30 protein-coding genes and 1 tRNA gene are annotated in these 25,733 nt (G+C 66.6%); 6 read left to right on the top strand and 25 right to left on the bottom strand.

Features of this window, described 5'->3' with window-relative positions; translation table 11 throughout:
* Positions 1-49: 49 nt before the first annotated feature.
* Positions 50-262, top strand: a complete 213-nt coding sequence (locus tag G3T38_RS00710) for a helix-turn-helix domain-containing protein (RefSeq protein ID WP_163770160.1) — start codon at positions 50-52, stop codon at positions 260-262.
* A 77-nt stretch (positions 263-339) separates the two neighbouring features.
* Here the strand turns inward: G3T38_RS00710 and G3T38_RS00705 are convergent, their stop codons facing one another.
* The 6 genes from G3T38_RS00705 to G3T38_RS00680 all read right to left on the bottom strand — a co-directional run bounded on the left by G3T38_RS00705 (position 340) and on the right by G3T38_RS00680 (position 5,354).
* Positions 340-1,053 (bottom strand): TIGR02391 family protein, encoded by a 714-nt coding sequence (locus G3T38_RS00705; RefSeq protein WP_163770159.1) that lies wholly within the window; start codon positions 1,051-1,053, stop codon positions 340-342.
* An 82-nt stretch (positions 1,054-1,135) separates the two neighbouring features.
* The gene (locus G3T38_RS00700) at positions 1,136-2,338 is read right to left on the bottom strand and encodes a hypothetical protein (protein WP_163770158.1); all 1,203 of its coding nucleotides are present in this window, start codon (positions 2,336-2,338) and stop codon (positions 1,136-1,138) included.
* 106 nt (positions 2,339-2,444) lie between these two features.
* Positions 2,445-3,095, bottom strand: coding sequence for a hypothetical protein (locus G3T38_RS00695; protein ID WP_206675748.1), 651 nt, complete (start codon positions 3,093-3,095; stop codon positions 2,445-2,447).
* Between the two features lie 165 nt (positions 3,096-3,260).
* A complete protein-coding gene (locus tag G3T38_RS00690) occupies positions 3,261-3,479 on the bottom strand; it encodes a hypothetical protein (RefSeq protein ID WP_163770157.1) in 219 nt (72 codons plus the stop codon).
* Between the two features lie 325 nt (positions 3,480-3,804).
* Positions 3,805-4,596: an RNA polymerase sigma factor gene (locus G3T38_RS00685; RefSeq protein WP_163770156.1), complete on the bottom strand. Its 792-nt coding sequence runs from the start codon at positions 4,594-4,596 to the stop codon at positions 3,805-3,807.
* Positions 4,597-4,667: 71 nt separating this feature from the next.
* Positions 4,668-5,354 (bottom strand): ImmA/IrrE family metallo-endopeptidase, encoded by a 687-nt coding sequence (locus G3T38_RS00680; protein WP_163770155.1) that lies wholly within the window; start codon positions 5,352-5,354, stop codon positions 4,668-4,670.
* Between the two features lie 142 nt (positions 5,355-5,496).
* Between G3T38_RS00680 and G3T38_RS00675 the strand changes: the two genes are divergently transcribed.
* From G3T38_RS00675 to G3T38_RS00665, 3 genes are all read left to right on the top strand, one after another.
* Positions 5,497-5,757 (top strand): hypothetical protein, encoded by a 261-nt coding sequence (locus tag G3T38_RS00675; RefSeq protein WP_163770154.1) that lies wholly within the window; start codon positions 5,497-5,499, stop codon positions 5,755-5,757.
* A gap of 346 nt (positions 5,758-6,103) precedes the next feature.
* Positions 6,104-6,391: a hypothetical protein gene (locus tag G3T38_RS00670; RefSeq protein WP_163770153.1), complete on the top strand. Its 288-nt coding sequence runs from the start codon at positions 6,104-6,106 to the stop codon at positions 6,389-6,391.
* 156 nt (positions 6,392-6,547) lie between these two features.
* Entirely contained in the window at positions 6,548-7,012 is a 465-nt protein-coding gene (locus tag G3T38_RS00665) for a hypothetical protein (protein ID WP_163770152.1), read from the top strand.
* A 19-nt stretch (positions 7,013-7,031) separates the two neighbouring features.
* On the opposite strand, the gene G3T38_RS00660 is transcribed toward G3T38_RS00665, so the two are convergent.
* The 9 genes from G3T38_RS00660 to G3T38_RS00620 all read right to left on the bottom strand — a co-directional run bounded on the left by G3T38_RS00660 (position 7,032) and on the right by G3T38_RS00620 (position 17,048).
* Positions 7,032-7,733 (bottom strand): hypothetical protein, encoded by a 702-nt coding sequence (locus G3T38_RS00660; RefSeq protein ID WP_163770151.1) that lies wholly within the window; start codon positions 7,731-7,733, stop codon positions 7,032-7,034.
* A 155-nt stretch (positions 7,734-7,888) separates the two neighbouring features.
* The gene (locus G3T38_RS00655; protein ID WP_174267466.1) at positions 7,889-8,146 is read right to left on the bottom strand and encodes a histone-like nucleoid-structuring protein Lsr2; all 258 of its coding nucleotides are present in this window, start codon (positions 8,144-8,146) and stop codon (positions 7,889-7,891) included.
* Positions 8,147-8,303: 157 nt separating this feature from the next.
* Positions 8,304-10,553 carry an ATP-binding cassette domain-containing protein gene (locus G3T38_RS00650; RefSeq protein WP_163770150.1) on the bottom strand — a complete coding sequence of 750 codons (2,250 nt, stop codon included), beginning with the start codon at positions 10,551-10,553 and terminating at the stop codon, positions 8,304-8,306.
* A gap of 126 nt (positions 10,554-10,679) precedes the next feature.
* The gene (locus tag G3T38_RS00645; RefSeq protein ID WP_163770149.1) at positions 10,680-12,644 is read right to left on the bottom strand and encodes an ATP-binding protein; all 1,965 of its coding nucleotides are present in this window, start codon (positions 12,642-12,644) and stop codon (positions 10,680-10,682) included.
* A 74-nt stretch (positions 12,645-12,718) separates the two neighbouring features.
* Positions 12,719-13,297 (bottom strand): GNAT family N-acetyltransferase, encoded by a 579-nt coding sequence (locus G3T38_RS22420; protein ID WP_163770148.1) that lies wholly within the window; start codon positions 13,295-13,297, stop codon positions 12,719-12,721.
* 61 nt (positions 13,298-13,358) lie between these two features.
* Complete coding sequence (locus G3T38_RS00635; protein WP_163770147.1) at positions 13,359-14,285, bottom strand: hypothetical protein; 927 nt, start codon at positions 14,283-14,285, stop codon at positions 13,359-13,361.
* Positions 14,273-15,433: a restriction endonuclease subunit S domain-containing protein gene (locus G3T38_RS00630; RefSeq protein ID WP_163770146.1), complete on the bottom strand. Its 1,161-nt coding sequence runs from the start codon at positions 15,431-15,433 to the stop codon at positions 14,273-14,275. Before G3T38_RS00630 ends, G3T38_RS00635 begins: the two co-directional genes overlap by 13 nt.
* On the bottom strand, positions 15,430-16,461 hold the full coding sequence (locus G3T38_RS00625) for an N-6 DNA methylase (protein WP_163770145.1): 1,032 nt from the start codon (positions 16,459-16,461) through the stop codon (positions 15,430-15,432). Before G3T38_RS00625 ends, G3T38_RS00630 begins: the two co-directional genes overlap by 4 nt.
* A gap of 254 nt (positions 16,462-16,715) precedes the next feature.
* Complete coding sequence (locus tag G3T38_RS00620) at positions 16,716-17,048, bottom strand: restriction endonuclease subunit S domain-containing protein (protein WP_163770144.1); 333 nt, start codon at positions 17,046-17,048, stop codon at positions 16,716-16,718.
* Positions 17,049-17,449: 401 nt separating this feature from the next.
* On the opposite strand from G3T38_RS00620, the gene G3T38_RS00615 reads away from it, so the two are divergent.
* Positions 17,450-17,839, top strand: coding sequence for a recombinase family protein (locus G3T38_RS00615; RefSeq protein ID WP_163770143.1), 390 nt, complete (start codon positions 17,450-17,452; stop codon positions 17,837-17,839).
* A gap of 173 nt (positions 17,840-18,012) precedes the next feature.
* Complete coding sequence (locus tag G3T38_RS00610) at positions 18,013-18,669, top strand: recombinase zinc beta ribbon domain-containing protein (protein WP_338037434.1); 657 nt, start codon at positions 18,013-18,015, stop codon at positions 18,667-18,669.
* Between the two features lie 439 nt (positions 18,670-19,108).
* Here G3T38_RS00610 and G3T38_RS00605 read toward each other — a convergent pair.
* The 10 genes from G3T38_RS00605 to G3T38_RS00565 form a co-directional block, all read right to left on the bottom strand.
* Positions 19,109-19,184: transfer RNA gene (locus tag G3T38_RS00605), tRNA-Ala, on the bottom strand.
* A gap of 43 nt (positions 19,185-19,227) precedes the next feature.
* The gene (locus G3T38_RS00600; protein ID WP_163770141.1) at positions 19,228-19,923 is read right to left on the bottom strand and encodes a histidine phosphatase family protein; all 696 of its coding nucleotides are present in this window, start codon (positions 19,921-19,923) and stop codon (positions 19,228-19,230) included.
* A complete protein-coding gene (gene rsfS / locus G3T38_RS00595; RefSeq protein WP_163770140.1) occupies positions 19,920-20,342 on the bottom strand; it encodes a ribosome silencing factor in 423 nt (140 codons plus the stop codon). The genes G3T38_RS00600 and rsfS overlap by 4 nt, the downstream gene beginning before the upstream one ends.
* Entirely contained in the window at positions 20,339-20,965 is a 627-nt protein-coding gene (gene nadD / locus G3T38_RS00590) for a nicotinate-nucleotide adenylyltransferase (RefSeq protein ID WP_338037373.1), read from the bottom strand. The genes rsfS and nadD overlap by 4 nt, the downstream gene beginning before the upstream one ends.
* Position 20,966: 1 nt before the next feature.
* A complete protein-coding gene (locus G3T38_RS20840) occupies positions 20,967-21,119 on the bottom strand; it encodes a hypothetical protein (RefSeq protein ID WP_174267465.1) in 153 nt (50 codons plus the stop codon).
* A 43-nt stretch (positions 21,120-21,162) separates the two neighbouring features.
* Positions 21,163-22,410, bottom strand: a complete 1,248-nt coding sequence (locus G3T38_RS00585; RefSeq protein WP_163770138.1) for a glutamate-5-semialdehyde dehydrogenase — start codon at positions 22,408-22,410, stop codon at positions 21,163-21,165.
* A gap of 121 nt (positions 22,411-22,531) precedes the next feature.
* Positions 22,532-23,485 (bottom strand): electron transfer flavoprotein subunit alpha/FixB family protein, encoded by a 954-nt coding sequence (locus tag G3T38_RS00580; protein WP_163770137.1) that lies wholly within the window; start codon positions 23,483-23,485, stop codon positions 22,532-22,534.
* Between the two features lie 18 nt (positions 23,486-23,503).
* Positions 23,504-24,286 carry an electron transfer flavoprotein subunit beta/FixA family protein gene (locus G3T38_RS00575; protein ID WP_460786313.1) on the bottom strand — a complete coding sequence of 261 codons (783 nt, stop codon included), beginning with the start codon at positions 24,284-24,286 and terminating at the stop codon, positions 23,504-23,506.
* Positions 24,287-24,418: 132 nt separating this feature from the next.
* Complete coding sequence (locus G3T38_RS00570) at positions 24,419-24,844, bottom strand: hypothetical protein (protein ID WP_194247554.1); 426 nt, start codon at positions 24,842-24,844, stop codon at positions 24,419-24,421.
* Positions 24,845-24,940: 96 nt separating this feature from the next.
* Positions 24,941-25,720, bottom strand: a complete 780-nt coding sequence (locus tag G3T38_RS00565) for an enoyl-CoA hydratase/isomerase family protein (protein ID WP_163770135.1) — start codon at positions 25,718-25,720, stop codon at positions 24,941-24,943.
* Positions 25,721-25,733: the final 13 nt, after the last annotated feature.

Below are 25,733 nucleotides of genomic sequence, written 5' to 3'. Positions count from 1 at the left end.
GGTGGACCTAACAGGACAACTATCGAACCCCTCCGTCGAGCTGGCGAGGATGCTCGACGGCAAGAAGTCCCAGGTCAGGCGCACATCTGCTGAAGGCGTCCCCTCTCCGAACAAGCAGCGGCAAGTCCGCCTGTCGGACACCCAGCAGGCCGAGCTCGTCCAGCGGCACCGCGACGGGGCGTTCAAGAAGGAGCTGGCGCGGGCGTACGGGATCCACGTCGAGACAGTGAGGGCGATCATTCGGCGAGCCGTACAGGTCTGACTCGTGGGCCGACGAAGTCATGAATCGGGGGTGGCAGGCATGCCACAAGCCCGCTGCTCCGATTCGAGGACCCAGAGTCACCCAGTCTTGAGGCGGATCTCCGCTCGCTCGACAATTCGCAGAAGCAGATCCGCCAGTTGGATCACCTCAGCGGCTTCGATGGGGTCGCTGAACTGCACGGTCCGATGGCTGGCTGGATTCTTGTAGGCACCGATTGCGCCGGCGAACAGATCGGCGGTGGCCTGCTGCTCGCCTCCCTCGGCGCCAGGATCGCGAAGCTTGCCGTCTTTCGGACTGAACGCCTTTCGCATCAGCGCAACGCCGAGAAGCTCGTTCGGGAGACCTGCCGCGCGTCGCACTTCGACTTCAACCGCCTTCATTGCCGCAAATGACGCGGTCTCATAGTCGCCCAGCGCGAAGTTAGACCGAGCGGAAGCCAGACCTGCGTGCAGTTGGCCGGTGAGGCGGTCGGCAGCCCAGACTCTGGAGATGGCATTTGGGTCAGCAAGTGCCTCGCGACCGAGAGCGGTAACTCGGCGCCAGTCTCCTTGGGGATTCTGCGCCGACGGCCCGACCAGCGCGTGGGCCTGTAGCCACGCCCACGCGTCAGACAGCCGCGCGAGAAGTGCGTCCATGTCGGGTGGCTGTGGTGTCCCGTATCCGCCAGCCTGCTTGTATCCCTGGATCAGGTTATTGAAGTTGGCCTGCTCTAGAGAGATCGATCCCAGGAGCTTCAATGCGAGCTGCGGGAGCGGGAGATTGCGGACGTCATCGTGGGAAACGGTCAGCACCGAGTAAGCGTATGAGTCGGCGCCGACAGAACACCGGACGCGAGGCCTGCGCTGCGCCTTGGGTCGTCTCCCGCGCGGGAGCTCAGGCCTGTGGTTTGGAGAGCTTCTCTTTGCCGACCGCAAGAAGAACTATGCCCCCGCCGACCATGACGGCCTTCTGCCCCACTTCCGTCCCGGCTGTCTTCAGCTGGTGCGTGTCACGGAGCGCCGCGCGCCACGGCGTGGGACTCAGTTCCGCTCGACTCGTGCGAGCAATCCCAAGGGGCTCGCGGAACTCCTCGAGGCTCGTTCCGATGTTGTTGAGCGACAAGAAGACGGAGTTGGCTGCCCGCGCGTGCAGGAGGACGTTCTCGTTGGCGACACCCCCGGCGGACGTCAGCTGGTCCATAAGCCGCGAGGTGGTCTCCAAGACGCGAGCACGCCGGTTCTCACGCGCTTCGGCAACCCCTTTGCGGTGCCCGTCCAAGCTCTTGGGCGCCGTCGCGAAGACATAGTCCAGCTCGATGACGCGGAACTGATCCTGCAACTCGAAGCAGCGAGCCAAGATTGCCAGCTGCAACCCCACTTCCTGTTCGAGTTCACGCATCGTCTTCTTGAGCTGGCCGGGGCGGTTGACGTCTTGAACCTTCTCGGCGAGATCGCCCAGCGCGAGGAGCGCCGCGCGCTGCACCTCCAAGATCGTGCCGGACTCGCCATCGACCTTGCTCCACAGCGTCTTGGGATCTCCCCCGTGCTCGTGGATCGTCATGGCTTCCTCGATGGCCTCAGCCGCTCTCCCGACCTTTGCGAGAACAGCGTTCCGCTGACCGCGCCGCACGTCGTCGAGTTTGGCGTCAATTTGTAGAAGCAATGCTTTGAGTTCCTGCGCCTCAGCCTGCTGGGCAAGCTGGCTCAGGAGGCCACCGACGCCCGAGAGGACCGCAGGGTTCGTCAGCAGAGACGCTGGACCGTCCTCCACCTGGAGCCACTTGCCGATGCGGCCAGGGTCGCCCAACATGGCGTGGCTGACGCCGTCGGTCTTGGTCTTCATGAGACCACCGGCATCCTTGAGGGCCTTGGCGGACTCGGGGGTGAGTTTGAGATACATCGCCGACTGCTCCGTGATGCCCGAAGCCACTTCGGCGAGGTCCGAGCCGGTCCGCAGCACGCCGCCGAGCTTGCCCAGCGCGAACTCACGGGCGTGCTCTAACAGCCCCGTGTCGCCCAGGAACCGCTCGATCGTGCCGCGATCGCCGGCAACGACCACGCTCTCGCCGTCACTCAGCAGTTCGATCTCGCCAGTCAATTGCCCAACTCCCCCTTCGTGGCGGCGAGCGTATCCGGGGTCGTCCGGCGGCAGAGCCGAATCAGCGGTCGATGGCGACGCACTGGGCCTGCAGATCGGCGACGGATCACGACTCCCACCGACGTGAACTTGCCTGCGCGAGACCCCTGCTCGCCTCGAACTTGTCGATGATCTTTCCCAGGCGCTCAATACTCGACTCGTGCTTGGTCAGCCGCGCGTAGGCGAGCACCAGATCACGGTCGTACTCGCCGAGAGCGGCGAGGTCGTCGAGCGAGCTGCGCACCATTCGCTCGGAGATGTCGTCCGTCCAGCCCTTGTAGCCCTCGTACACGATGCCTTCGAGGATCTCAGTTGCTTCGTTGCTCAGACCAGCGTGCATGACCTCGCCCGTGACGATGTTGAACGCGCGGTTGAGCTTGGCCCACCACTCCATCTCGCAGGGGACCCACTCCACCAGCACGACGACGCTCTTCTCCAGGTGGTGCAGCTTCTCCAGCGTCTTGTGGCGCGGGCACCAGGCGAGCACGACACCGCCGTCTTCGATCCGGCCGCTGCGCTCCGTCACGATCGTCTGCTTCGCCAGCCCCGGATGGTGGGTGGCGCCGTACTTCTGAACCGACAGCACTGTCAGGCGTGCGCGGTGCCGCCGTGCGAGGGCGAGACCGAGCTGCTTGCCCGGCCCGAGCGTGTCCTTCTCGGTGCCGCGCGGGAGGTAGACGTAGCGATGCTTGAGCGCTTCGCCGAGGCGATCTGACATGTCCTACGTACCTTTCTTACGATCCCGGTGGCGAGGCTAGGTGCGACCACCGACAACTGGTTCTGCCCCGCATCGCGGTGCCGACTGTCCGAGTCCGACCATTGCCCGGACGCACTCGCGGGTCGCACACGCTGGGCATGCGACCCGCGAGTGTGGGGTGGATCGTCAGCCGTTCTCGGTGACGGTCGTGTTCGGGTGCCGCTGGGCGGTGCCCTTGGTGACGTACTTGCCGCTGATCGCGGAGCGGTACGACGTACCCGAACCCTTATTGCCGCCTCGCTCGACCACGGTGGTGCGGGGGTGCCGCGCCGCCGTGGCCTTCGAGACGTACCTGCCCGTGATAGCGCTACGGGTGCTTCCCTTGGAACCGCCGGACCGTGCCATGGGGGCCTCCTTGGGGTCCTCGTGCAGCAGCAGATCGAGTAGTCTTCGGGGTGTCTAGGCGTGAGGGCTCTTCGATCTGCTTTTGCAGGTTGAGGAGCCTCACCTGTTATGGGGCTCCGCCAGGTGCCGTTCGAGCGCCTGACATCTAGGTATAAGTGGCGGGAGTTGGCTTACCCCCCAGGTCACTTGGGTTCAGTTCGGGGCGCCTGCTGAGAGGCGCGAGCGACGACCTTCGAGGCCACCTTGGTAGGAACCGATCGGCGCGCCGCAGCGGCCTGCTTGGTCCCGAACGAGCTGCGCTCGATGGCACGCCGTATGTCTTTGCTCAACCGGCTCTCCTCTTCCTTTGGCGCTGACGCTCGTTGTAGAGCATCCGCTCGACAGTCTTCTCGGTGCAGTCCAAGAGGTCGGCGATCTCGGCCTGGCTGCGCCCAGCGGCAGTCAGCAGCATGGCGCGTTTGACCCGCTCGTCCTTGACCTCGGCCAGGCACCCCTCGATCTCGTCGCGGTGGGCGGCAGCTCGTTGGACGTCATCGGTCCGTATGCCGCCGAGCTCGTTCAGGAGCTCGTGGTCGTCGCTGCGGCTCGCCTGCCGGAACCTCGACTCGTTGCCCCACCAACGTCGGTAGATGTTGGCGAACTGGATGATGCACTGGCCGACGAAGTAGGTCCGGAGAGTTGCCCCGCGGGTGCTGTCCCACTTGCGCTTCATCAGGACGTCGCGGCGGAAGTGGTACAGCGCCTTAGCCACCGTCTCGCTTGTCAGTTCCTCGATCTCGTCCGGCTCGAAGGCCCGGCCGAGCTCGGGTAGGCCAAAGCCCTTGGCGCGGCACTTCTGGTGGATGAGGCCCTTATACATCCAACCGCCGATGACGGCCATGCCGTACTTGGCCAGCTCGGTAGCGAAGATGTCCCAGCGCTCGCCTTCGTAGTTGCTGAGCGCCAGGAGAGTGACGACGTCGACGTCGCCGGCCAGGCGGTCGACCTTGCTGGCCAGCTGACTGTGCTCGGGCTCGCTCGTCCAGTCTTCGGGAATCGAGTCGTCACATGGCTGCAGTTGTACAGGCTCGCTTGAGGAGCCGGGGCCACCCGGCGGTCGCTTCGGCTCGAAGGCCATTGCGTCTCCTCAGTTCGGCGACGTCGGCGAGCAAGCTCGTCGATGTCCCCTCATAAGTGCCGCCCGAGGTGCTACCCCCCAACTTTCTTCGGATCATTTTTCGGGAGTAGCGAGCGACTAGGTCCAGTGTGGCGACGAGCACCGACAGCGAGGGGCTGCCCGAGCGCACGGCGACTACTTGAGGCCGGCTCGCCACACCTTGTTGATCGCTTCGTTGACCTGCGCTCGGCGCTCGGCGACCAGAACGTCAGGCGTCGCATCCCTGACGACCAGTTGGCGACGTAGAACCAGCTCGAGGACAGGCTGTCGTAGCTCACCGCCCCGACCATGGCCATCATGGAGAAGGCCACCGTCTCCGCCATCACCTCCTGCAGCGATCGGCTGTCCTTCGGCCCGCTCCTCTCGAACGAGTGTCCGAGCACGAAGTGCCCCAGCTCGTGGAACAGCGTGTTCAACGGAAACGGAGCGTTCGGCCGGATGGCCACCTGGTCACCCTCAACGAAGCCGAAGCAGTTGTCGCCTTCCTCAACTGGAAAGGCGATCTCCTCGAGCCCGAGGCGCTCCATGGCCAGCCGTGGACTCCACGGGTTCGGATCGGCCTTCCCTGACGGACGCACAAACTCGGTCCAGTCGTCACACTCGGAGATCGCCTTGGTGAATGTCGGCCGGCTCGATGGCACACGCAGCGACCTGCCGTGATCCTGGCGCCGCTGCGGCACCGGCTTTGTGGCGTGGTTGATGAGAACGCGGTACATCACGTGCACGAGCGTCGGGCCGCGCCCCATCCCGCGTCGTGACAGGAAAGTGGCAAGACCCCGGGTGCGCCGGGCTGAGCGCTCACGCCTCCGACGCGGGGCGAGCTATCAACACTTCCGTGGACAAAGACGCGAGAATCCCCAAGTGACGATTCCCATCCGCCGCTCGACTGGAGCAGCCCCGACGTGGGATCGGTACAAGAGCGCGGTCCGCAAGGTCGACCGCGACAGTCTCCTTGTCCAGGCTGCGGTGGCCACCGCCCAGATAGCCCGCGAGGAGCTGCCGGACGAGCTGACCCGGATGGGACTTACGCCCTGGTGCGTCGCTGACGTTGCTCGTACGGCGCTTTCGTGGAGCAGGTTCGAGCGGCCGGAGGCCGACCTGCAAACGCTTCTTCGCCTGTGAAATCAGTGCGTCCAACTCGCCGACGAGGGCCTTATTAAGGACCCGAGCTCGACAGAGGGCCTCGGTCAGGTGCTCGCGCGGCACTTCTTCGAGCAGTTCCCAAGCCAGCGCTCCATCCCGGGCGAGATCGCGCGCACGATCCTTCTCTTTGGGTCCGCAGCCGAGCTGCCTCTCGGCTTCGCCCCAGAGGCCATGACGCCCGGCTGGTTCGAGGGCATCACGGACGGGCTGACACTCGACGAGTACGTGGAGAGCCTGTTCCTGATCTCGACCATGACGCAGCAACACAACGGCGGCTTCTCCCAACGACTGGCTCAGCGGGCCAGGCTGGGACGACCTCAGCGAGGTGATCCCGTTCGATGCAGTCCGGCGCACGTTCACCGAGCACCTCGTCACCACCGCGGCTGACTTCAAGGCGGTGAACCGCCGGTTCCAGGATCCGCTGCCGACAGCGCAGAAGAAGTTCGCGTTCAATCCCCTGACGGACAAGCCGTTCATCGAGGACGTCGCGCCCCTCCCGATCGCACCGTGGGTGCAGGCCATCATGCGAAAGGCGGTCCCGCCATCGATCTACCACCTCGGAACGGGAGCGCTGGGCGACGACTTCACACGCGACCTCGGCCTGGTGTTTTAACACTACGTTGGACGACAGCTCGATCTCATCGCCGGCGACCGTCAGGTCATCCTAGAACTCCGTTACGGCCCCCGGAAGTCGCAGACCGACTCATGCGACTGGCTTCTGGATCTTCCGGGCGCGCTGGTGCTCATCGAGTGCAAGGCTCGACAGCCGGTGGAGTCGCTGCGAGTCGGCAGCGACGACTGGCTCAGTTCGGTCGAGGGCAGCATCGGGAAGGGAATCAGGCAACTCAATCGGTCGCATGCTGACATCCAAGCCATCGCCGACCGCGAGCCGTCGATCGATCCAGCGAAGCCCCGGGTCGGAATCGTGGTCACGCTCGAGCCCTTCTACGCCGACCAGAACTGGATTCTGGCCGAGCGTCTGCCGCAGAGGGAGTTGCCCATCGCCGTAATGTCAGTCGGCGAGCTCGAATCGCTGGTGACGCTCACCGCGGACGAGCTGAGCGACGCCGTTCTAGACACTGAGCATGTCTACGACGGCAACGAGTTGCGACTGAGAAGCGACCTCGCAGGCGAACGACTCAACCCGCTGCTGGTGTCGACGTGGGAAGCGATTGGGCTGTTCGGCCGCGTCGAAGCCGTCAAAGACCGGCTCGCGTCGGAGGCCGAGGAGTAGCTCGACCCAGGTTGTGGTCTCACGGTGGCGCGGGCGTCGTCGCAGGTCGCGCTGTGACTCGAAAGACGCCGACGTAGGCCACGCGGTGCTCGTTGGTGCGGGCAGCGATCAGGTCTACCGAGGACGTCAGCAAGTGATCGATCTGAATACCGGGATGGGTCGAATCCGTCATCGCGACGCTGGCGGAGGTCGTGAGCGCGCGGTGATGCCACTTGAGGTTATCGCCGGTGTTCTTCTCATTTGCGATGCGCCAGAGCAGCACGTAGTTCTCGATCTCGAAGGAACCTGCTACTGGAGCAGCCGTCTCACGGAGGTCGAACAGCTTCTCGGCATCGCCCAGGAGCTTGGATGGGTCTACGCGCCGGGTCGAGGGACGCTTCGGACTGGCGATATCGAAGAAGCCGAACTCCAGCCGCACTTCGCGCCTCTCTGGCGGATCCCCGTCGTTGGCCGACCCGACTTCTCCGAAGAGCGAGATGTCGATAGTCGGGTGCCTACCTGAACCACTACTCCGCTTTGCGACTGGACGCTCCCAGACGGCAGCCAACTGTTGCCGTTCCAACCAGCGCTGAGCAAGGGTGTGAAATCGACCGACGACGGAGACCTCGTAACTCCCGGCGCGCGCGTACTCGCTCAGCTCCTCCGGCGCTTCCAGCTGATCCCGTTCAAGGACGAACCGCTCGGCATCAACTGACTCGATGGCTCCTTGGAGGACCAGCACCAGCTTCTCAAGGTCGAGAGCGACGTTCGCTGGGCGACCGCGACTGCCGTAAGTAACTCTGCGCATGGCGCCCCTTCTGACTGATCACTCACGAGCATCTCCGCTCGTGCCGTACGAGCCTGGGTGTTCCCGGCGAAATCCCGCCTTGGCGGCGCTTAGTGCACCGCGTCGTAGGCCTCGCGGACACCAGCGGGAATGCGACCGCGTGCAGGAACATCGTGTCCGTTGGCGAGCGCCCAGTCGCGCACCTCGGCCGCGCTTGGGCCTCCTGAGGACTTCTTGCCGCGAGGGGTGGCAGTCTTACCAACCTTCCGCCCTGCCTCGATGAACGGCGCCAGCGCCTTCTCCAGCTTGGCTGCGTTCTTGTCGTTGAGGTCGATCTCGTAGGTGGCGCCACCAAGCCCGAAGGTCATGGTCTGCGCGCCTCACCGCCGTCGAGGTCGTCTTCGAGAATGATCTGGACCTTCTTCGCCACGATGCGCTCCTTCTCTTTACGCCGTCTGTACGGGTCAATCCCAGCATGAAGAGGCAGAGATGGACGGCATTTAGCAGCGCGGCGGACTCGTGCGGCTACTCCAGCTCTCCACCAAACTCGCTGACCACCTCGTCGACTGCGTCGGCGACATCCCGCATGAAGCGGTTCTGATCGGGCGAAGCAGTGACGGTCGGGATCGGCGCGCCGCGGTCATACACGTCGTTCGCGATGATCCTCGCGCGGACGAAAGTCGAGCCCGGTCCCTTCTGCAGGTAGGCCTCCTGCCAGCCCGCCCGCACGTCATCACGCAGACGACGCTTGGTCAGCTCGACCAGTCGATTGGTGACAGCATTCGACAGCGCGTCGAGCGTGGCCAGCTTCTCATCGTCGCTGGGCTCACCTCCCGACCACCGCTCCGGCCGCTGCAGCATCAGGTACACCTGCATCTGCAGCTGGTAACGCATGTCCGCGACCGGCTTCAGGTTGTCGTACTCGTCGCTCCAACCCTCGGCGAGGCGGCGGCTCAGCGCTTTCACGCGGGTCCAGTGCTCCTTCGGAGCGTCAGGGTTGTAGTCGAGTCCAAGCAGGCCGCGCCACTTGAAGTGGAAGGTCTTGGCGGCCTCCATGACAGCCAGCGACAGGTTCATGCGGTTGAAGACCGGGCGGCTGGGGCCGGTCTCGGCGGCGTGCTCGGGGTGCGCAAGCAGATCAAGGAGGGCGTCGAGCTGCTCGATGGCCCGGGCGCCAGTGCGCTTCTTCGGGTTAAGCGGCTCGTGAATCCCGCCGACGAAGAAGCGAGCTGCGTCGATCCGTCGGCGGAGCACACGCTCAGCCGACGGACCGAGTTCGTTGCCGATCGCCTTTAGGACGTTCTCGACTGAGGCCAGCACGTGCTGCTCCCGGTCCCCGAAGGTCGGCAGGTTGTCTCCCTTGACCTGGTCGAAGTGGGTGAAGACGACATGCAGCTTGTTGGCGTTACCGCTGACTGCGATGCCTTTGAGAGCGGCCACCGGCGCCGCCTGCATGGGCTGGGCTGCGTTGTCCACGAGCAGCACGGCGTCAACGTTCTGCAGCTGAGTCGCGACGTGCGTCGACAGGGTTGCGACTGACTTCGGCGTGTGCCCAAGGCCCTCGCCATCGACGAGGACCAGGCGCACCGGCTCGGAGGACCAGTCGGGCTGAAACGGACCGCTGACCCGAATGCCGTTGACGAGCGGCGTCAGGAGGCGACCGAAGAGCGGGGCGAAGTTGCTCGAGAAACGCGTGACGACCTTGATGAAGGCAGCACGGTCGTCCGATTCCCACACCCAGGTCGTCGGCCATCCCTGGCGGTTGCGCCGCAACTCCCCCGCATCCAGCGTGCCGAAGCGCTTCTCGATCTCGTCAACGAGCGAGTCCACGATCTCGTGGAACTCGTCGGACTGGCGGAGCTCACTGTCGAGGTTCTCCTCGATGAGTTCCTCGATGACCCGCTCGTCATCCTCGTCGTCATCGCTGAGCGCCTCAGTGATGTCCTTGGCGTGCCGCTCGACCACCGCCCGTACGGCCGCGACCGCCTGTGCGACGGTGGCGTTGGTGGCCGCCAGATCCACCACGCCGTAGTCATCGGGATCGATGTCGTCGATTTCCTCGTCGTCATCATCTGCGAGGTCTAGGTCGTCGGCCTGCTCCACGCCTCGCCCCAGCACGTAGCTGAAGCGGAACCGCTGGTTGACGTGGTCCAAGAGCCGCCGCCGGATCTCGGCGTCTGAGCGACCACGGAGGGCAGCGAGTGCCGCCTCTGAGACGTTCTCGGTGAGGTAGTCGATCACCTCATCTCGCGGCACGAAGGTCACCACCGCCCGGTAGGTGTCGTCCTCGTTCGTGATCAGCTCGGTGTCCGCCACCGTGGTCTTGGCGGTCGACGTCGACGGGAAGCGCTCGGTATCAGGATCGGTGCCAAGGATCTGGCGCACGACGGTCGTCTTGCCGGCGCCCGTGGTTCCAAGCAGGAGCACGGTTCGGTAGTCGTCATCACTCGGGAGCGGCAGGAGCTCCTCGCGAAGGTCGGCGAAGTCGACCTCGCTGACCTCCATGCCGTCGTAGAAGATCTCGACGACTCGCGAGTCGAAGCGGCCCAACGCCGCCGGCTTCGCCGTGACCTCCCAAAGCTCGGGCGAGCCCAGCACCTGGTTGAGCTGGTCGATGAGCAACGAGGCCTCCGCTTCATCGCTCGTCCCGAGGCCCCGCCGGACCCGGCGCCCGGTCTTGCCCGTTGCCAAATCAATCCGCGCAGGGTGGCGGAAGATCACCGACCACGCCTCCCTGCCCTGGTTGCGGCTCTTGCTCGCGGTGTAGAACTTCATGACGACCTCGACTCGTTGTTCCTGCGGTGTACCGAAGCAAGAGTGCACCACACCCATACGCATCATCAAGGGCCTCGGTACACCGCAGGAACAACCGACCGGCGCAACTTCCAGCCGCCTACTCGCTTAGGCGACGTCAGGGCCTGCGGCAGCCAGCGCTTCTTCTGGAAGGAAGCGCGCGTACTTCTTGCGAAGGGACGCGAGGCCAGAGTCGTGGGTTGTCTCGTACTGCAGTGAGTTCTGAATGAACTTCATCCGGTGCTCGGCCGCAGAGATGATCTCGCTCCACTGCTTCACCACAATCCGGTAGGGCGTGTCCTGGATGACCCCGAACGGCAGGTGCTGCTGATTGCGCTGCTCGTCGACCGTGCGAGTCGTCTCGTTGCCAACCAGCCAGAACTCCCACTTCACGTTCGGCTGAGCAAACGCCTCGTCGTTGACGATCGCGCTGGCGTAGGAGCGCAACTGACTGATGTCGTCATCATCAAGGCGGTGCTTCGGGCGCTTGAGTTCGACGACGAGCTGTTCGAAGGAGTCGGCGTTGGTCTCCAGCTGGCGACCGAGCACCAAGTCGGGGATGGCGTCAGAGCCGTCCTCCAGCCGGACCTCCTTGAGGTCCGCCAACTCGACGTCCTTGCCGAGCTTGCCGAGGAACTTCTTGAGCACCTTCGTGAGGCGTTCGTCGTCACCGGTGAGTCCCCACTCCTCGCCGAAGATCCACGTCTCATGGGCAAGGATCCGGTGCAGCTGGCGACGCTCCAGCAGCCGTCTCTTGATCTGGCGATCGAAGAGGATGGTGTTCAGGCCACTCAGGAAGTCGAGCCGCGAGCCGACCTCGTGCCCGGCTTGGATGAGCTGGGTGAGCGTCGTGTGCTTGAGCAGCTCCGCGAGCTCCTCAATACGTGACTTCGGAAGACGTGCGACGTCCGTCAGAATCGGAAGCAGCGACTCCGGGTCGCTCTCGAACGTCTCCTTGAGGAGCCGCAGCGCCAGGGCCTTTGACTGACTGGATTTGGTCTCGTCAACCGTCCTGGACGCCGCCAGTGCCACGACCTTGAACGTGTCCCGAGTGGCTGCCTCGATCGCCGTGGCCGGCTCCTCCTTGTAGGGCCAGACCCCTTCTTCGTGCCAGCGCTGCAACGTTGCGGCCTCGCGAACGCGGAGACGTTCGGCCAAGTACTCCCTGAGCGCCTCGCGTGCTGCAGCGATCAGCCGACCGCGCGGTGTATCCGTGTCGTCCTCAAGTCCAACCGGGTCGTTGTCGGCGAAACCGTCCCACTTCAGATACGCAGTGAACTCCGCGCCCGGCGCCTGAATGCGAGTCTCAACCTCGTCGACGACGCGGTCGTCCTGGTCGCACAGGAACATCGAACGCTTGACGTCCTGGAGCTTCCACTCAATGACCGTCAGCGTTGCCTCGCCCTGCCATCCATCGGGATCAGCGAGGGCAATGACAGCGCGGTCCTCCTCGACGGACGCCGGATCGATGTCCACGCCCAGGAAACGGATGCTGAAGTCCTTGTACCGGTCGAGGTGGAGGGCGAACTCACCCAAGATGGCCTTCCGGAGCTCCTGCGCATCATTGAAGGCCTTGACTGCTTCTGGTGATGCCTGCCCGATCGACACCTGGGTGCCGGTCTGATCGGCAACAGCGTCGCCCACCTCGATCTCGAAACTGTCCAAAGAGGACTTGCGACCACTGACGCGGACAGTGCCCAATCCGCCCTCGACACGCTCAGCCGTCGACTCCCAGCGCACGAGGTTGCCGAGCGAGAAGGCCGCGTAGCGACCTCGCCCGTACCGCCCGTGCACGGTCCGCGAGCCGTTAGGGCTGCGCGTGCCCGGCGTGAGTTTCCAGCTGTCGCCCACGCGGGAGAAGGCCTTCTCTGCGCGCTCCTGATTCATGCCGTTGCCGTTGTCGGCGACGACGATCTCTTCCAGCCCCTGCAAGTCGTTGTACTCGCAGGTCACGGTTACGAGCTTGGCGTCCTCGTCGAAGGCGTTCCAGATCAGCTCCGCAAGGCCGGCGGAGGGCTTGCGGACGTAGCCCTCCAGGATCGACTGCCCGGCTACAACCTTGACGGTGGTCATGCCCCATATGTTTCCACTCGGGACCGACAGAACTGGCGAGACGCGTGTCTATCGTCCTGTCGGATCGATTCAGGTCAAGCGGCAGCCGAACCGGACGGCTTCGGGCGCTTGTAGAAGTAGAACTGCGGTGCAGCCGCGCCAGGTAACGTCCAGTTGCGCCCAAGTAGTGGTGGAAGAGGCGCGAAGTCAGGAAGCACGGTGAACCCGTGGGACTGATAGAAGGTCCGTAGACGAGCGGCCTCGAGATTGACCGTGACGTTGCCGAACCACGTCCGCACCTTGCGCTTCGCAAGCTCGTCCTCGAGGAAGCGAAGGAGGCTCGAGCCAAGTCCCTGTCCTCGGAAATCGTCGTCTACCGCGAGCAGGTCGAGTTCGCTGTGGGCGTCGAGGACGGGCAGCACGTTGAAGCGATCCGGAAGTCCGGCACGCTGCGCCATGACCGAGCCAGCAGCAATCTGTGTTCGGCAGGTCATGGCCGCAGCGATGAGTCGGCCCGACCCATTCCGAACCTGCGCGATGAGCGGTGCGTACAAGTAGTCGTGTTCGACGACCGGCACGGCGTTCGGCTCAATGTCCACGAAAACGGCGCTGAAGAGAGCTTGAACCTGCGCGCGCTCGTCGTTGGTCGTGGCGATGGTGATGGTGATGGACACCCTGTGACCGTACTTGCGGCCACCGACAGTCCCGCGGAACGAAACCAAGCCCCGTTGAGGCTCACCACTCCGTTTGCAGTTCGGTCATCAAGCGTGCCCAAGGGTCGCCACGCAGCGCCTTCGGAGGTGGATCGTCAGGCAAGGTCCGAGCAACCTCTTGAAAGACAAACTGCGTGAGCCCGTGCACCGTCGACCTCAGGTCTGGCCAGTCGCGGATCGTCTCCACTACGTCAACGAACCGTGGTCGGCCAGCGTCATCGGCGATGTGTGAGACAGCCTGCCGATACTGGTTGAACCGCTCGAAATGCCGGTGCAGAACGGTGTACTGGCCCTGCTCCATCGAAGGCTGAGCCTCGTCCCGGAGTCGCCGGAGTGCGTAGCCGCCGTTCGTCTCCTCCGGACGCATCCCCTCGGCGATGCCGTAGCCGCGCCAGTACGCAGCCATGCACATCATCTCGGGCCACGGCTCGGGAAGCCCCTGGAGGAGCAGCACGTGCTCGACCAGACCGATGAAGGCCGTCCGTACGTTGTCGTCCTCGGGCAGCACTGCCGGTGCTGCTGGTAGATCGTCCGTCCCGATGAGCCGGCCGAGGGTCCACCCGTAGATAACTGGCGACAGCGACGCAGGAAGCGGAGCCGCAAGCCCAGGGATCGCCGTAGTCGCCTTCTCCAAGACGCCGGCTGCTACTCCCGAGGACAGGTCGTAGCAGTGCCCAGTGTTGCGCAGACCCGCAAGAATCCAGGTCGCCAGGAGCGAGTGATCGGACTGCTGGACCGCGAAGTCGTCGACGGTACCGGCGTCGATGTACTGCAGGTCGTGCTCCCACTTCGCCTGATACGCATCGGCGGCTTCTTCGAGCCATCCCAAGTCGTAGTGGATGTCTTGCAGACGAAACGTGAGCGAGTCTTCCAGGGCAAAGGTGGTGGCCAGTCGCCGGTACAGCTCGGCATAGACCAAGGGCGAGAGGTTGCAGCTCAGCTCCGCCACAGCGTCTGCTCCAACTGCAACGCCAGCGAGGTGACGGGAGCGTCGATGTGGTGGTCGACCAATGCCTCAGCCGGAACTGGCATCCGCGCAAGGTCCCGCACAGACAGGTGCGGGACTGTCGAGCCACGCAGGAGCATCTGGCGCAGGCCGTAGCCAACGGAACCGTTGAGATAGCAGGCAAGCGCCTCAGCTCGCTGCGGGTTCTTCAACCTGACCCGGATGACGTTGCGATCGAGCACGGATGACTCGGTGGCCACCACTGCGTGCGCCCGGCTGCCGACCGCCGCGACGAGCACGTCTCCTCGGATGGTCAGAACGCCACCGCTACCTAGCGAGCGGGCCCACCGCTTCGGCGGGCGGCCACTCAGCACGCCGATGTCTGTCACATAGAAGGCACCGATCAGCTCATCCGTCGAGACGTCGTCCCGAGACCCGCCTCGCTCGATCTCGTCCGAGAGCGACTCGAGCGGATCGCCGTCGTCGAGGCGCTCGGGCTGAGGTGAGGCCAGCAGCAGTCGCCACTCTTGGCCGCGGAGGTCGGCGCGGCGCCACCACGTAGTGACCGCCTCCTCCTCTTCGACGTGAGTACCGGCTTCAATCCGACGCAGGACGGGTTCAAGCTCGAACTGAATCCCCAGAGTCGGAACCGGGATACGGATGTCCAGGACTCGCGCCTTTGAGTTCCCGACGTTCAGGCTGCCGAGCGACAGGTGGCGTCGGATCTCCTGACCAGACCTGCTGCTTAGAACCGCCCACAGCCAGTAGGGCGAGATCTCCGCGGCCGGACGAAGCGCTGCGAAGCGGGTCGACACGGCGGCGCCCTGCAATCGGTTGGTCACGAGCACGGCTGGCGTATCGGGGTTGCCGGCCACCAGTACGTCGCCTGGCTGCAGATCGCGGCCCACCTGGAGCGCCGAGCCCTGGTAGCGCTCACTCCGGCGTCGAACGCCGCCGCTCTGCGGGTCCAGGCTCGCAGGCGTGATGACGCGCGTTCCCCGCGCGACAACGGAGCCACCACCAACGAGGGTGACGAGATCTGTTAAGGAAACCTCGGGCGCGGCGATGGGCCACTCGAACGTCTCCGCCGTCAGGAGACCCGTGTCCCAGGTAGACCGACCACGCAGATCGACTCGGGCGACGGCAATCATGCGTGCCCCACGATCGTCGGGCCGCCGCCATCCAAGTGCTCTCGCGCGGCAAGGAGCGCAGCGCCTTCGACGTCGATTTGGGCTTCCCAATCCTCCCCAAGCTGAGCGAGGAAGGTCTCGCCCGGCTCGGCGCGGTCAATCACGAGCAAGATAGAACGCATTGTCGTTCCCGGGAACGCGCCAGACGGAAGCCCGACCAGGACGGCGACACGGACCTCGTCGGCAAGGTACTGCCGGTAGCGGTCAAGCGCCTGCTTGAAGGTGAACCCCGTTCCGAGGTGGAAGACAGCACGTCCGCCGGGCTCCAGCGCCCGCAGGCACAGGTCGACCGCAGCTGCCTCACCATCGGTGGTTGAATTGCCATTAAGGAGCACGTGGGGCGCCTGCAGCCGAAGTCCCAGCGGTGGAGCCGTCACGACGACCCGTGCTCTAGGCAGCTCCACGTCGTAGGCATTGGCGTGCTCAATGGTGGTGAGCAGCGGCTCCTGCCGCCCAATCGCCGCGGCTGCTTCGGCGACCTTCTGGTCAACGTCGTAGCCGACGAACTCGACCGGCACATCGAGCTGCTTGGCACGGTCGACTACCGCCCACAAGAACGACCCCGTCCCGCAGAACGGGTCGAGCACCGTGCCACCGACGCGGTCGCCAACCAGAGTCGCCACAGCCTCAGCAATGACGGGCTGCGATACGTAGAAGCCGCCCGACCGCTCCCCCAGCATGTACTCGACAAGCGCGCGACGCCGAGCGCGTCTGAGCACCTCGTGATCGACCGGCACGAACTCGTCGTCACTGAGTTGGATGCCCGGGAGCGCAGGCTCATAGAGAACGTTGTCCGGCCAGATGTAGTCGACCCCCGCAGATGCTTGACGGGACCGTGACTCTTGCCAGAGCTGCGCCGCAAGGAGGTTGGTCGCCAAGTCCTCGTCCGTGAGAGAGCCTCCAGAGCCGTACAGCGGAAAGGTCGGGCCATCGACCGGCTCAAGTGAGCGCACGCTTCGGTCAGCTTGGTACCAACGGCCGTCGATCACGACGTAGTGCTCCCGGGTACCAAGCAAGTCGCGGCTCCGAGCAAGCGCAGGCAGCGCAAGATCGGGGCTCTTGATCCTGCCGGACTTGACCTCAACGGCAGCCCATGGAACGAGGCGGCTATCTCGATCTGAGGCCCAAGCCAGAACGTCGGGACGGGCTCCAGACTTCCCCGCGATATGCGGCTGAAGTTGGACGAAACCGAAGCCTACTTCGCGCATCCGAGTACGCACGTCGGACGCTGCGGAACGTTTGGTTACCACTGGAATCCCCTCCCTTCTACTTCGGCAAAGTCGAGCAACGTATCACGGCACGTATAGCCGCACAACAAAGAATTGCAGATTCGGCAAGGCGCCTCAGCGGCGGGCGACAGCTCGCCCCGAAACGCCTTGGCAAGCACTGCTTGAGCATTCCGCTCAAGTACCGCGCTCGCGCGATCGATCCGTTCGCCAAGCTCATCAGCGACCGTCAGTAGTGCCCCAACTCGAGCGACGATCGCGCGCTGCTCCTCTATCGGTGGCAACGGGAGCGGCATGTCGCCGAGCTTGGTGCCGTTGATGTTGGACTGACTGACACCATCGGTCTTCACATGCCTAGCCCAAAGCGACTGATCTTGATGGTGGCTCCTCCCAGACTCGAACTGGGGACACGAGGCTCTTCAGGCCATCTCTTGACCCCTTTGTCAATGTCCCGACCCCTGTTGCGGGTGCCGCGTGGGCACGTATGAAGCGCATGGTCATCGGGTGCGTTGCCGTCAATCGTTGCCGTCAGATTCCAGACCCTGCGACTCGAGCGGCCGACGCTGTCCGGCTCGCTGGGTACACCGACGCTCGGGACGCCTGGCAAGGCGCGCTGGTTGCGAGACGACTTCCAACACCTATCACTGGCGCACCAGTTGCTGCCGCGCACCCAGCTCGACATACAGGCAGGTGGAGACCGTGCCGCATGAGCTTTCTCGATCGATTCCTACAGCGCCGCCCAGGAGGTCGCATGTCCCTGCTCGCCCATGACCCCGCACCCATCGCGGTGTCCTACCTCCGGGTCTCCACCAAGGACCAGGCCAGCCGTGGCGGACTGGCCGAGGGACTCTCCATTCCGGCGCAGCGCGACGCCACCCGCCTCAAGGCCGACGCTCTCGGCGCCCACATCGTCGAGGAGTTCGTCGATGCCGGCGAGTCGGGACGCTCCGCCGACCGGCCACAGCTCCAGAAGATGCTCCAGTACCTCACGGAGCACCACGTCGACCTGGTCATCGTGCACAAGATCGACCGTCTCGTTCGCAGCCGAGCCGACGACGTCGCGATCAACCTGGCCATCCGGCAGGCCGGCGCCCGGCTGGTCTCCGTCACTGAGAACGTCGACGAGACCCCGCAGGGCTAGCTGGTCCACGGCATCTTCTCCGCGGTCGCCGACTTCTACAGTCAGAACCTCGCCCAAGAGGTCGTCAAGGGCATGGAGCAGAAGGTCCGCAGCGGCGGCACCCTGAGCCTCGTCCCGATCGGCTACCAGAACGTCCGCACCATCGTGAACGGCGCCGAGGCTCGCCGGGCGAGATCGACGAGGACCGTGCCGAGCACGTCCGCTGGGCGTTCGAGACCTACGCGACCGACCCCGACATGACCCTGCACCGGATGGTCGACCTGCTCGTTGAGCGCGATTTGACGATCCGTGCCACCGCCAAGCAGGCCGAGCGGAACCTGCAGCGCAGCCACGTTCACCGGATGCTGACCAACCGCTACTACCTCGGCTACACCACGTTCCGAGGCGTCGAGTACCCCGGCTCCCACACGCCGCTCATCGAGGAAGAGACCTTCCAACGCGTCCAGGACCGCCTCGCCGCCAACCGAGGCGGCGGCAACCGCGAGCGCAAGCACCTCCACTACCTCGCTGGCAGCCTGCGCTGCGGCCGCTGCGGCTCCCGCCTCGTCTACAGCGCCAACAAGGGACGGCGCGGCGGCACCTACGAGTACTTCGTCTGCGTCGGCCGTCAGCTCAAGAAGACCCAGTGCGACGCTCCGCACTTCCCGGCCGAGCAGGCCGAGTCGGCGGTCGAGCGGATCTGGCGCTCAGAGCACGCCCGCTGGCAGACCGACGCCCTACCGGTCATCCGTGAACGCCTCACCGAGCACCTGCGCAGCCTGCGCGAAGACTCTGAGCGCAACACCAGCGCGCTCGCCAAGCGCATCGACAAGGTCCAGCGCGACCGCTAGAAGTGGGCCGAGAACGCCATGGACGGCATCGTCCCGGCCGACATCGCCCGCGAGAAACAGGCGACCCTGGCACGACAGCTCGCCAACCTCGAAGCCGAACTGCGGAGCCTGGAATCTGCCGGGATCGACACTGAGGCCACGCTCAACCGGGTCATCGACCTGATCAGCGACGCCGGCCACGCCTACGAGCATCTCGATCCCGGTGGGCGATGTGCCTACAACCAGGCCTGGTTCGAGCACATCTATCTCGACGCGGTGCCCGACGCCCCTGACGCCGAGCTGACGTCCAGCGCCGAGCGCACGGTCATCGCGGACGCGTTGGAGGCCAGTCGCCAGCTCACCGTCGCGGAGCTGGAAAGCGAATCGGCGGGCCCCGAAGGACCCGCCGATGTCTTGCTACTCAATCTCTCCCACACAAGAGGTTCGATTAAGAGCCCTTTGGTGGAGCTGAGGGGACTCGAACCCCTGACCCTCTGCATGCCATGCAGATGCGCTACCAGCTGCGCCACAGCCCCATCCGTTTCCCTGCGGTCTCCCGCCGAGCAACGAGAAGGAAGATTAGCCTGTCGCCCGCACCGACGCGAATCGGGGGTCCCCCTGCGTGGCGGACAGCTCCTCGACCGTGCGGTTGTAGGCCACGAGCCGCCACCGCGGCTCGTCGTCGCGCCGCAGCGGACGCTCCTGGAGCACGGCGACGCCGCAGTTGTGCATGCCCGCGTACGCCGACGGCTCGCTCTGCGTGCCCGCCACCAGCGCCTCCACGGCGACGCGCAGGGCCGCCCCGTGGGAGACGACCACGGCGGTCTCGCCGGGCGCGACCGCGTCGGCCAGCTCGTCGAGGCACGCCTCGAGCCGCGTGCGCACCTCGGTCAGCGTCTCCGCGCCGGGCACCGCGCTCCACCGGCCGGTGACGAAGTGCTCGTACTCGGCCGGGTGGGCCGCGGCGTACTCGCCGTGCGTCACGCCCTCCCGCTCCCCCAGTCCGAACTCGCGCAGGCGCTCGTCGGTGCGGACCGGCAGGCCGCAGGCGTCACCGACCTGCGCGGCCGTCACGGCCGCACGCTGCAGGTCGGAGCTCCAGATCGCGACGGGGCCCAGGGACGCGACGTACGGCGCGACCCGCGCCGCCTGCGCCCGCCCGGTCGCGCTCAGCTCGGCGTCGACCTGACCCTGGATGCGGTGCTCCGCGTTCCAGGTGGTCTGGCCGTGCCGCAGCAGGACGAGCGCGCGGATACCGGCGCGGAGACCGCTCACGCGTCCGAGGCGGGAGCGCCCTGATCGCCCGAGGCGGCGGGGGCGCTGGCGGGGCCGGTGACGTCGGCCGGCAGGCCGATCGTCGGGCAGTCGCGCCAGAGGCGCTCGAGGGCGTAGAAGCGCCGCTCCTCCTCGTGCTGCACGTGCACGACCACGTCGCCGTAGTCGATGAGCACCCAGCGGCCGTCGCGCTCGCCCTCGCGGCGGATCGGCTTCGCGCCGATCTCCCGCAGCTTGTCCTCGACCTCGTCGACGACGGCCTTGACCTGACGCTCGTTGGAGGCGGAGGCCAGCAGGAACGCGTCGGTGATCGCGAGCTGCTCGCTCACGTCGAAGGCGAGGAGGTCGGTCGCGAGCTTGTCGGAGGCGGCACGCGCAGCGGCGTGCACCAGCTCGACGGCTCGGTCGGTGGCGGTCATGCGGGGCCTTTCGTGGAGGGCTCGTAGAGGTGGTGCTTGCCGATGTACTGCACGACGCCGTCGGGCACCAGGTACCACACCGGCTCGCCCCGCTCCGTGCGCTCGCGGCAGTCGGTCGAGGAGATCGCCAGGGCGGGGATCTCCAGCATGGTGACGCGGTGGTCGGGGATCGAGGCCAGCGACGCGGCGTCCATCGTGTACCCCGGCCGGGTGACCCCGACGAACTGCGCCAGGTCGAACATCTCGGACGTGTCGCGCCACGTGAAGATGTTGGCCAGGGCGTCGGCCCCGGTGATGAAGAACAGCTCCGCCCCGGGCAGCTGGTCGCGCAGGTCGCGCAGCGTGTCGACGGTGTAGGTCGGACCGCCCCGGTCGATGTCGACGCGCGAGACCCGGAAGCGCGGGTTGGACGCCGTCGCGATGACCGTCATGAGGTAGCGGTGCTCCGCGGGCGAGACGTGACGGTCGGACTTCTGCCACGGGTCGCCCGTCGGGACGAACACGACCTCGTCGAGGTCGAAGAAGGACTGGACCTCGGAGGCCGCCACGAGGTGACCGTGGTGGATGGGGTCGAAGGTTCCGCCCATCACCCCGATGCGGCGCCCCGTGGCGGGAGGCGGCACCTCAGCTGTGCTCGCGACCACCGGCGAAGGCGAGCAGACCGGCCAGCAGGAGGAGGAAGATCAGCAGGACGACCCCGCCCACGACGTAGGGCCAGGGGCTGTAGCCCTCGCCACCGGCCTCGGAGGCGACCACGGCGAACTCACTCAGCGACATGCGGCTGATCCTAGTGCCCGCCGCGTCCGACCGCTGCCACGGGTCACCGGACGTGCCCGTCGCCGGTGACGACGTACTTCGTGGAGGTCATCTCGGGCAGGCCCATCGGGCCGCGGGCGTGCAGCTTCTGGGTGCTGATGCCGATCTCCGCGCCGAACCCGAACTCACCGCCGTCGGTGAACCGCGTCGAGGCGTTGACCAGCACCGCCGCGGAGTCGACAGCGGCGACGAAGCGGCGCGCCGCCGACTGCGACTCGGTGACGATCGCGTCGGAGTGGCCCGAGGAGTACCTGCGGATGTGGCCGATGGCGGCCTCGAGGTCGTCGACGACGGCCGCCGCGATGTCGAGCGAGAGGTACTCGGTCGCGTAGTCCTCCTCGGTGGCGGGCTCGATCCCGTCGTACTCCCCGAAGCGCGCGTCGCCGTGGATCCGCACGCCGCGCTCGGCCAGCGCGTCGATGACGAGCGGCAGGAAGTCGTCGGCGACGTCGGCGTGCACGAGCAGCGACTCGGCGGCGTTGCAGACCGACGTGCGCTGGGTCTTCGCGTTGACCACGATGGCGAGCGCCTTGTCGAGGTCGGCTGACGCGTCGACGTACACGTGACAGTTGCCGACGCCCGTCTCGATGACCGGCACGGTCGACTCCTCGACCACCGAGCGGATGAGGCCGGCGCCACCGCGCGGGATGAGCACGTCCACCAGGCCACGGGCCCGCATCAGGGCCTTGACGCTCTCGTGGGTGTCCCCCGGCACGAGCTGGACGACGTCGGCGGGCAGCCCGGCGGACACCACGGCCTCGCGGAGCGCCGCGACGATCGCCCCGTTGCTCGAGCGGGCGCTCGAGGAGCCGCGCAGGAGGACGGCGTTGCCCGACTTGAGGCAGATGCCCGCCGCGTCCGCGGTCACGTTCGGACGCGCCTCGTAGATCATGCCGACGACACCGAAGGGCACGCGTACCTGGCGCAGCTCGAGCCCGTTGGGCAGGGCGCCGCCGCGGACCACCTCCCCCACCGGGTCCGGGAGCGCCGCGACCTCACGCAGGCCCTGGGCCATCTGCGCGAGCCGGTCGGGCGTCAGGCGCAGCCGGTCGACGATGTTCGGCGGCGTGCCGTTCCCCTCGGCCCGCTCCACGTCGGTGGCGTTCGCGGTCAGGATGGCCGGCTCGTGGGTGGCGAGGGCCTCCGCCATGGCCTCCAGCGCCGCGTCCTTCGTCGCGCGGGTCGCCGTGGCGAGCTCGTACGCCGCCTCCTTGGCCCGCGTCGCTGCGGCCAGGACCTCCTCGGTGCTCATGCTGACGAGGGTACGGCGGAAACGCGACCGCGGTGGGAGCGTCCCGTCGAACGGGCGCTCCCACCGCGGCCGGTGGTGCAGGTCCTGCTGGTGCTGCTGGTGCTGCGGTGGCGTGCCGGGCTCAGCCCTTGCGCGCCTCGACGGCGTCCGTCAGGGCCGGCAGGACGCTGTGCAGGTCGCCCACGACGCCGAAGTCGACGAGCTCGAAGATCGGCGCCTCCTCGTCCTTGTTGACCGCGACGATCGTCTTCGAGGTCTGCATGCCGGCCCGGTGCTGGATCGCGCCCGAGATGCCGTTCGCGACGTACAGCTGCGGCGAGACGGTCTTGCCGGTCTGGCCCACCTGGAAGGTGTGGGGGATCCAGCCGGAGTCGACCGCGGCACGCGAGGCACCCACGGCCGCGCCGAGCGCGTCCGCCAGCTTCTCGACCGGCGCGAAGTCGCCGCCGGTGCCACGGCCACCGGAGACGACGATGGCCGCCTCGGTGAGCTCGGGACGACCCGACGCCTGACGCGGCTGCGAGGCCACGATCTGCGCCGTCTTCGCCGCGTCGGAGATCGTCACGGCGACCTCCTCGACGGTGCCGGCACCCTCGCCCTCCTCGGGGCTCGCGGAGTTGGGCTTGACCGTGATGATCGGCGTGCCCTTCGTGACCTTGCCGGTCAGCGTGTAGTTGCCCGCGAAGACCGACTGCGTCGCCGTGCCGTCCTCGGCGACGTCGACGGCGTCGGTGATGAGACCGGAGCCGGTCTTGACCGCGAGGCGGGCGCCGACCTCCTTGCCCTCCGCGCTCGAGACGATGAGCACCGCGGCCGGAGAGGTCTTCTCCACCAGCTGCGCGAGCGCCTCGGACTTCGGGGCCACCAGGTAGCCCTTGATCTCGGCGTCGTCGACGACGTAGACCTTCTCCGCGCCGTACTTCTTCACCGCCGCGGCCGCGTCGGCGGCCTCACCCGCGCCGCCGATGAACACGGCAGCGGGGGTGCCCAGCTTCTTCGCGATCGCCAGCAGCTCGAAGGTCGGCTTGCGGACCGCTCCGTCGACGTGGTCGACGAGGACCAGAACCTCAGACATGTTCGTCCCCAACCCTTCTCAGATGAACTTCTTGGACGCGAGGAAACCGGCGAGCGCCTCGGCGCCGGAGCCGTCCTCGTCGGTCACGATCTCGCCGGCCGTGCGCGGCGGGCGGGCGGAGGTGTCCTCGACCGAGGTCGTGGCGGCACCCGCGCCGACCTCGCCCGGGTCGACGCCCAGGTCGGCCAGCGAGTAGGTCTCGACCGGCTTCTTCTTGGCCGCCATGATCCCCTTGAAGGAGGGGTAGCGCGCCTCGCCGGACTGGTCCGTCACCGAGAGCACGATCGGCAGCGTCGCCCCGATGACCTCGGTCGCGGTGTCGCCGTCGCGCTTGACGCGGACCTGGTCGCCCTGCGTCTGCACGAGCGCGGCGAGCGTCACCTGCGGCAGGCCGAGGCGCTCCGCCACCATCGCCGGGACGACACCGCCCGAGGCGTCGGTGGAGGCCATGCCGAAGAAGACGATGTCCACCGGCTTCTCCGCGCCCAGCTTCTCGATCGCCTTCGCGAGCACCAGCGAGGTGCCGAGGTAGTCCGACCCGGCGATGCCCTCGTCGGTGACGTGGACGCCCTTGTCGACACCCATCTGCAGCGCCTTGCGCACCGCGTCGAGCGCCTTCTCGGGACCCACCGTCAGCGCGGTGATCTCGATGTCCTCGCCCTCACGGCTCTCCCGGAGCTGCAGGGCCTGCTCCACGGCGTACTCGTCGAGCTCCGACAGCAGACCGTCGACGCCCGCCCGGTCCACCGTGTTGTCGGACTCGAACTTCCGGTCCGCCGTGGCGTCCGGGACGTGCTTCACACAGACAACAATGTTCATGGCGTGTGGCCTCGCGGCCCCTCCTGTGACTCGAGTGTGTTGCTGAGGCTACTAGCAGGTAACGCCGATGCGACGTGGTGTGCGTCTCACGGCGAGGTGGTGCTGGCTGCAGGATCAGGGACGGACGAGCCGCTCCGCCACCCGCCCTACCACTAGGTAGAACGCGGCCCCCAGGCCGTAGTTGACGAGGGCGTTCTTGGTCTCGGCGTTGTCGCCGGTGAACGCCATGATGCCGTCGTCGAGGGTGAACACGTTCAGGTCGACGACCTTCGCGAGCTCGAGGACGCGCTCGACGAGGGCGTTCTGCTGGTTGGCGTCGACCGCGATGCAGAGCGCGGCCACGGCGAGCACCGTGGCCGCGACGAGGCACAGCGCCCACAGCACCTGGGCGACGCGGGTGCGCACCTGGTCGACGGAGACCGACGGCCGGGTCCGGGTGGTCGTCGTGCTCGCGTCCGAGGACTCGGACGGAGCGGTCGACGCGGACGCAGCCGTGTCGCTGGTGGGCGTCTCGGCGCCGCGCTTGAAGATTCCGGCCACGTCACGTCCTCGGTGTCGTCGGGGGAAGCCGTCGCGCGCCAGTGTGGCACACGTCTCGGCGTCCGGCGGGGCTCGTCCACGTCGCTCGGTGCTGGTTCATCGGCCGACGAACTGCGCCTTGCCCGGACCGTTCTCGACGAACGACCGGAGACCGATCTCGGCGTCCTCCGTGGCGAACACCGCGGCGAACTGGGTGCGCTCGATGGCCAGGCCCGTCCCCAGGTCGACCTCGAGGCCCTGGTCCACCGACTCCTTGACGGCCCGGAGCGCGAAGGACGCGGCCGCGCTGAACTGGCCGGCCCAGGCGAGGGCCGCGTCGTACACCTCCGCGGCGGGGACGACCCGGTCGACGAGGCCGATGGTGAGGGCCTCGTCGGCCTTGACGAACCGGCCGGTGAACATGAGGTCCTTGGCCTTCGCGGGCCCCACGAGACGTGCGAGGCGCTGGGTGCCGCCGGCGCCCGGGATGATGCCGAGCAGGATCTCCGGCTGGCCGAGCACCGCGTTCTCGGCGGCGATGCGGACGTCAGCCGCCAGCGCCAGCTCGCACCCGCCGCCCAGCGCGTAGCCGTTGATCGCCGCGACGACCGGCTTCGGGATGGCGGCGATGGCCGTCACCGCGGACTGCACCGAGCCGGCCTTGTCGACCATGCCCGTGTAGGACACCTCGGCCATCTCCTTCACGTCGTTGCCCGCGGCGAAGACGCGCTCGCCGCCCCAGAGCACGACCGCACGCACGTCCTCACGCTCGGTCGCCTCCCGGGCCACCTCGCGCAGCTCGGCCTGCACGGCGAAGCTGATGGCGTTCATCTTCGGACGGTCCAGGCGGATGGTGCCGACGCCGTCGGCCACCTCCAGTCGGACGTGCTCACCCATGCCGCTCCCGCTT

Source organism: Nocardioides zeae (assembly GCF_010686755.1).
GTDB classification, from domain to species: domain Bacteria; phylum Actinomycetota; class Actinomycetes; order Propionibacteriales; family Nocardioidaceae; genus Nocardioides; species Nocardioides zeae.
Note: the sequence above shows the minus strand (reverse complement) of the source record. Positions and strands in the feature narration are given on the sequence as shown.